The organism is Roseateles sp. (genome assembly GCF_049240545.1).
Lineage (GTDB): Bacteria > Pseudomonadota > Gammaproteobacteria > Burkholderiales > Burkholderiaceae_C > Paucibacter_A.
On sequence record NZ_JBMLSK010000355.1, the window covers coordinates 1 to 4,250 of the forward strand.

Annotated in this window: 6 protein-coding genes; 2 read left to right on the forward strand and 4 right to left on the reverse strand. The window is 58.9% G+C overall.

Going from position 1 to position 4,250, the window contains the following annotated elements; genetic code table 11:
* The first annotated feature begins 48 nt into the window (after nt 1-48).
* A complete protein-coding gene (locus ACOVRJ_RS21550; protein ID WP_108355088.1) occupies nt 49-933 on the forward strand; it encodes a LysR family transcriptional regulator in 885 nt (294 codons plus the stop codon).
* Between the two features lie 145 nt (nt 934-1,078).
* Nucleotides 1,079-1,753 carry an outer membrane protein gene (locus tag ACOVRJ_RS21555; protein WP_422045871.1) on the forward strand — a complete coding sequence of 225 codons (675 nt, stop codon included), beginning with the start codon at nt 1,079-1,081 and terminating at the stop codon, nt 1,751-1,753.
* Here the strand turns inward: ACOVRJ_RS21555 and ACOVRJ_RS21560 are convergent.
* Genes ACOVRJ_RS21560 through ACOVRJ_RS21575 form a run of 4 tightly spaced genes read right to left on the reverse strand, consistent with a single transcriptional unit; the run spans nt 1,726 to nt 4,248 of the window.
* Nucleotides 1,726-2,679 carry a LytTR family DNA-binding domain-containing protein gene (locus ACOVRJ_RS21560; protein WP_422045872.1) on the reverse strand — a complete coding sequence of 318 codons (954 nt, stop codon included), beginning with the start codon at nt 2,677-2,679 and terminating at the stop codon, nt 1,726-1,728. The genes ACOVRJ_RS21555 and ACOVRJ_RS21560 overlap by 28 nt on opposite strands.
* A 30-nt stretch (nt 2,680-2,709) precedes the next feature.
* On the reverse strand, nt 2,710-3,342 hold the full coding sequence (locus ACOVRJ_RS21565; protein WP_422045873.1) for an NAD(P)-dependent oxidoreductase: 633 nt from the start codon (nt 3,340-3,342) through the stop codon (nt 2,710-2,712).
* A 5-nt stretch (nt 3,343-3,347) separates the two neighbouring features.
* Nucleotides 3,348-4,076 carry an SDR family oxidoreductase gene (locus ACOVRJ_RS21570; RefSeq protein WP_422045874.1) on the reverse strand — a complete coding sequence of 243 codons (729 nt, stop codon included), beginning with the start codon at nt 4,074-4,076 and terminating at the stop codon, nt 3,348-3,350.
* A gap of 22 nt (nt 4,077-4,098) precedes the next feature.
* Nucleotides 4,099-4,248: a glutathione binding-like protein gene (locus tag ACOVRJ_RS21575; protein WP_422045875.1), complete on the reverse strand. Its 150-nt coding sequence runs from the start codon at nt 4,246-4,248 to the stop codon at nt 4,099-4,101.
* Nucleotides 4,249-4,250: the final 2 nt, after the last annotated feature.

The following is a 4,250-nucleotide window of genomic DNA, read 5'->3' on the forward strand; positions in this document are numbered from 1 at the left end:
CCTCATCCTGTGCACAATTGTAGATCTTTGCATCTCTGAGTTTCATTCATGAATAGCTTGTTTGACTGGTCCCTTGTTCGCTCATTTCTGGCCGTGTTGGAACAGGGTAGCCTGCTGGCCGCTGCACGGCAGCTGAAATCGAGCCAGCCCACCATCGGCCGGCATGTGACGGAACTGGAATCTCAGTTGGGGTTGGTGCTGTTCGAACGGACCGGACGGGGACTACTGCCCACCGAGTCGGCACTTCGACTGGCCGAATCTGCGCGTGCCATGCAACTCGGGGCTGATGCACTCGCCCGCAGCGTCATGGGCGCTGATCACTCTGTATCAGGGACAGTGCGCATCACGGCGAGCCAGCCCGTGTCGTGCTATGTGCTCCCGCCCCTGCTTGCACAAATGCGCCTGTCACTGCCCGATGTGCAGGTGGAACTGGTAGCCAGCAATGCGGTGAGCAACCTCCTGCGACGCGAGGCCGATATCGCGGTGCGCATGGTCCAGCCCGAGCAGGCCACAGTCATTGCACGGAGGGTCGGAAAGGTAGCGCTCAGGGCCTGCGCCCACCAGGATTACCTGCGTCGGCGTGGTATGCCACGCCAGCCTGCCGACTTGCTCGAGCACCACCTGATTGGGGGTGACCGCAACGACGAGACCCTCAAGGGCTTCGCTGCGGGCGGTATCCCGGCAACTCGGGAGCACTTTGCCTTCAGGACCGACGACCTGATCGTGGTGTGGGAGGCTGTACGCGCCGGGCTGGGCATCGGCTTTGTCAGCGAGCACCAGATCCGAATGGATCCTGCGGTCATACCGCTGCTGCCCAAGCTGAAAATTCAGCCCCTCCCGGTTTGGCTAGCTGTCCACAAGGAGGTACGAACCAGCAAGCGCATCAGGGCGGTCTATGACTATTTGGCTGATGCTTTGCCTCGTGCGATTTAACGCCGCTCGTTCACCCAATCCACCATTCGTTCAAAAAAGCTCGCTTTGCACCAGAAACTTTCCGAACATTGATCGCAGTCGACTTGCGCTTGGGCAGGAGCGCCACTCCGACATTTGATCAACCTGATTGTTTCGAAGGAATTTCATGAAATTTGTTCGCTCTTTTTCACCTCTGGCTGTTTCGATTTTGATGATCGGCATGGCGGGCACTTCATTGGCCCAGACTGAACCACGTGGTTTCTATGCCACTGTTTATGCTCAAGCGAGCAACCTCGGTTCAACCACCTTCGACGAGGTAGGCAGCGCCGGCTTCGGGTCTGGGTTGACGGCCCGCTTTGGAAACGGGTTGGGTCTGGGGGGCGATATCGGTTTCCGCTACGGTAATGGTTGGGCCTCCGAGCTTGAATGGAACTGGCGTCGCCATGACCTCAAGTCACTCAACCGTGGGGGATCCACGATCGCGTCCAGTGGTGACTTTGCTTCCAACATCATTTTCGTCAATGGCCTGAGGCGCTTCATCGGCCAGCCGGGAAGTTGGACACCCTACGTAGGCGCGGGTCTAGGGTGGGTTCAAGAGATCGATTTCGATATCAACTCGGGCGGTACAGAGCAAGCATGGTCAAAGAAAGGCAAAGTGGCCGTCCAACTGATCGCTGGCACCGAAATACCGCTTAACAATGCTTGGAGGCTGGCAGCAGACGTACGCCTTCTGCGCGTTGGCAATGTTGAATTGCCTGCTGAGGAAGGAGTCACGGGACGATTGACCCAGCCGCGCTACAACCCAGTTTCTGTTCAAGTGGGATTGCGACGGGCATTTTGATCAGAGCGAGTTGGAGAACGAGCGTCACTGGATGCGGCGGTCAGGTCTTCGTAATGCGCCCGGTCACCGAACCGAGCCACCGCATCCGCCTTTCTGCGACGGCTGACGGGAAGTTCGCGGCCATCGCTCAACTCACAGATGGCCGCTTCACCGCTACGCCGAACGGTCCGCACATGCCGAGCATTCACCCACCAAGAGCGATGCACGCGCATCCCGGCACTGCCTTCTGCGTCTTCCACCTCTTGCAAACTGCCTAGTATCAAAGCTGAGCCCCGGGTGGTCCAGACACGCAGGTATTGAAGCTCGGACTTGACGGCCATCACATCGTTACCCAGCTCTGTGGGTAAGGCTTTGCGCCAATGTTGAGCGCTCTCCTCAACGATGCTGGATACTTGTGACTGTGCCGCAAGCGGCTCATCGACTGACTTTTTGGGGCTCTGAACCAATGGCGGCAGCAAACTCTGCAGACGAGGCCAGGAGATCAATGCCCATGCCGCAATGACCGGGCCTGAAATATCCAGCCATTCATCGACCAGAACGGCCCAACCGAATGTCTGCTGCACACTGATGAGTTCATCGGCGTCGAGAGTTTCAGCGAAACCCAACACCTGCTGCATCAGTCCCTCGCCAATCATCCAGTAGATTGGTGTCAGTACTGCAGCACCACAGAAACCGCTGACCGCAACCAGCGACCACATAGGCATTCGACCCTGAGGGTCAGCTCTGCTCAACAAGTACAGCGTGGTTTGTAGAACCGTCAGGCCAACGGCAATTTGCATGGCCCAGAACAGCGATATCCAGTGCCAAGGAGCACTGAATCCCGGGTCTGGCGCCAAGGCCATCACCAGTGCCCAGAGTGACAAGCCGGTCACACTCAGGTAACGAACGATCGAGGACCTGTTTGCTGATGAAGTTGAAGTTTGCATGCCCTAATTATTGATATGTTTTATCTTGCGTCAGTTGCTGATGCAAGGCACCTGTCGAAGGTACCTATCGGACGAAACCTGCTCCAACAGGAAGCGGGCGGCCGACTCGGCAGTAATCGACAAACCGATGCCACGGCCGTCGGCACTCAACCGAATCGGCTTGTCCGGGCCCGCCACGATGTTGGGCAAACGCACAGACACCCAGTCGACGGGGCTGCCACGCAGCGCCGACTCCATGCGATTCTTGTCCTCGATGATGGGGATCAGCCAGCGTAAAAATAGCGGTATGACAATTCGATTTGCAAACCAGGTTCCGCTATCGCCTGCGCCAATGTTGGACATGCACACGATGCGAGGGACACCATGGTCTTGCATTGTTGTCAACACGAACCGGACCGAATCAGAGATCAGTGAGGTCGGCTTGCCATCCCCTTTTCCACCGATGCCCAGGCAGTGAATGACGGCATCGGCACCCTGTACACAGCGCTCGACGTCGGTAACCGAGATTGGGCTGCCACCGATCACCCGCAAGCTCGGGTGCTGCAGTGTGACGCTGCCCGGGTCACGCGCCAAAGCGACGACCTCATGGCCCTGTGCGAGCGCCTGCCTGACGACAAGCCCACCCGTGAGGCCTGTGGCACCGAAAACGGCTATTCGGGACATGGCCGCTACCACCTTTCCACGGATGGACGCAGATCCAGTTCGAAGGTCCATGCATCGCGAGGCTGGCTGTGCAACCACCAGTAGGCCTCTGCGATATGGTCCGGGTTCAGGATGCCATCGGGTCCGAGTTCGTCCACACGCTGCGCGAAATTAGTGCGCGCGAAGGCGGTATCGATCAGACCATCAATGATCACATGCGCCACATGTAAGCCTTGTGGACCGAACTCCCTCGCCATCGACTGGGCCAGTGCCCGCAACGCCGCCTTGCCTCCTGCAAAGGCGGCAAACCCATTAGAACCTCGCACGCTGGCCGTAGCGCCGGTAAAAAGAATGGTGCCGCGACCGCGAGGCAGCATCGCACGCGCAGCCTCGCGGCCGGCCAGAAAGCCCGCCAAGGCACACATCTCCCAGACCTTGAAGTACTTCTGAGCCGTTGTCTCGAGGACTGGGAATCGGACATTGCCGCCTACGTTGAAGACCAACACCTCGATCGGCCCGATGTTGGCTTCGATGTGCTGGAAGAAGTTGACCACCTCGTCCTCGCGTCGTGCGTCGAGCCCAAAGGCGAGAGCCCGACCCCCCTGGGCCGTGATCTGGTCCACCAGCGGTTTCAAGGCTGCCTCAGTGCGCCGCGCCACGCAGATGGTGTAGCCCTCCTTGGCGAAGCGCCGGGCCACCGCTGAACCCGTGGCGTCACCAGCGCCGATCACACAACAGACTCCTTGTCCGGACATGGCATTCTCCTTGGTAAAGGCCTTATGCCCGGGCAGTGGGTCGAGCAGATACCTGAGCGAACCAGCGCGACAGGTTGGTCATCTCCGGCGGGATGCGCAAGCCCACCGCTTTGCCCAGGACGCAAGCACACTGCGCGACGATGTCGGCCAGGGTGTAGTCATCGCCAGCGATGT

Excerpts from the sequence above, each read along its gene's own strand:
- ACOVRJ_RS21550 (WP_108355088.1), top strand. The coding sequence starts at position 49 with ATGAATAGCTTGTTTGACTGGTCCCTTGTTCGCTCATTTCTGGCCGTG.
- ACOVRJ_RS21555 (WP_422045871.1), top strand. The coding sequence starts at position 1,079 with ATGAAATTTGTTCGCTCTTTTTCACCTCTGGCTGTTTCGATTTTGATG.
- ACOVRJ_RS21565 (WP_422045873.1), bottom strand. The coding sequence starts at position 3,342 with ATGTCCCGAATAGCCGTTTTCGGTGCCACAGGCCTCACGGGTGGGCTT.
- ACOVRJ_RS21560 (WP_422045872.1), bottom strand. The coding sequence starts at position 2,679 with ATGCAAACTTCAACTTCATCAGCAAACAGGTCCTCGATCGTTCGTTAC.
- ACOVRJ_RS21570 (WP_422045874.1), bottom strand. The coding sequence starts at position 4,076 with ATGTCCGGACAAGGAGTCTGTTGTGTGATCGGCGCTGGTGACGCCACG.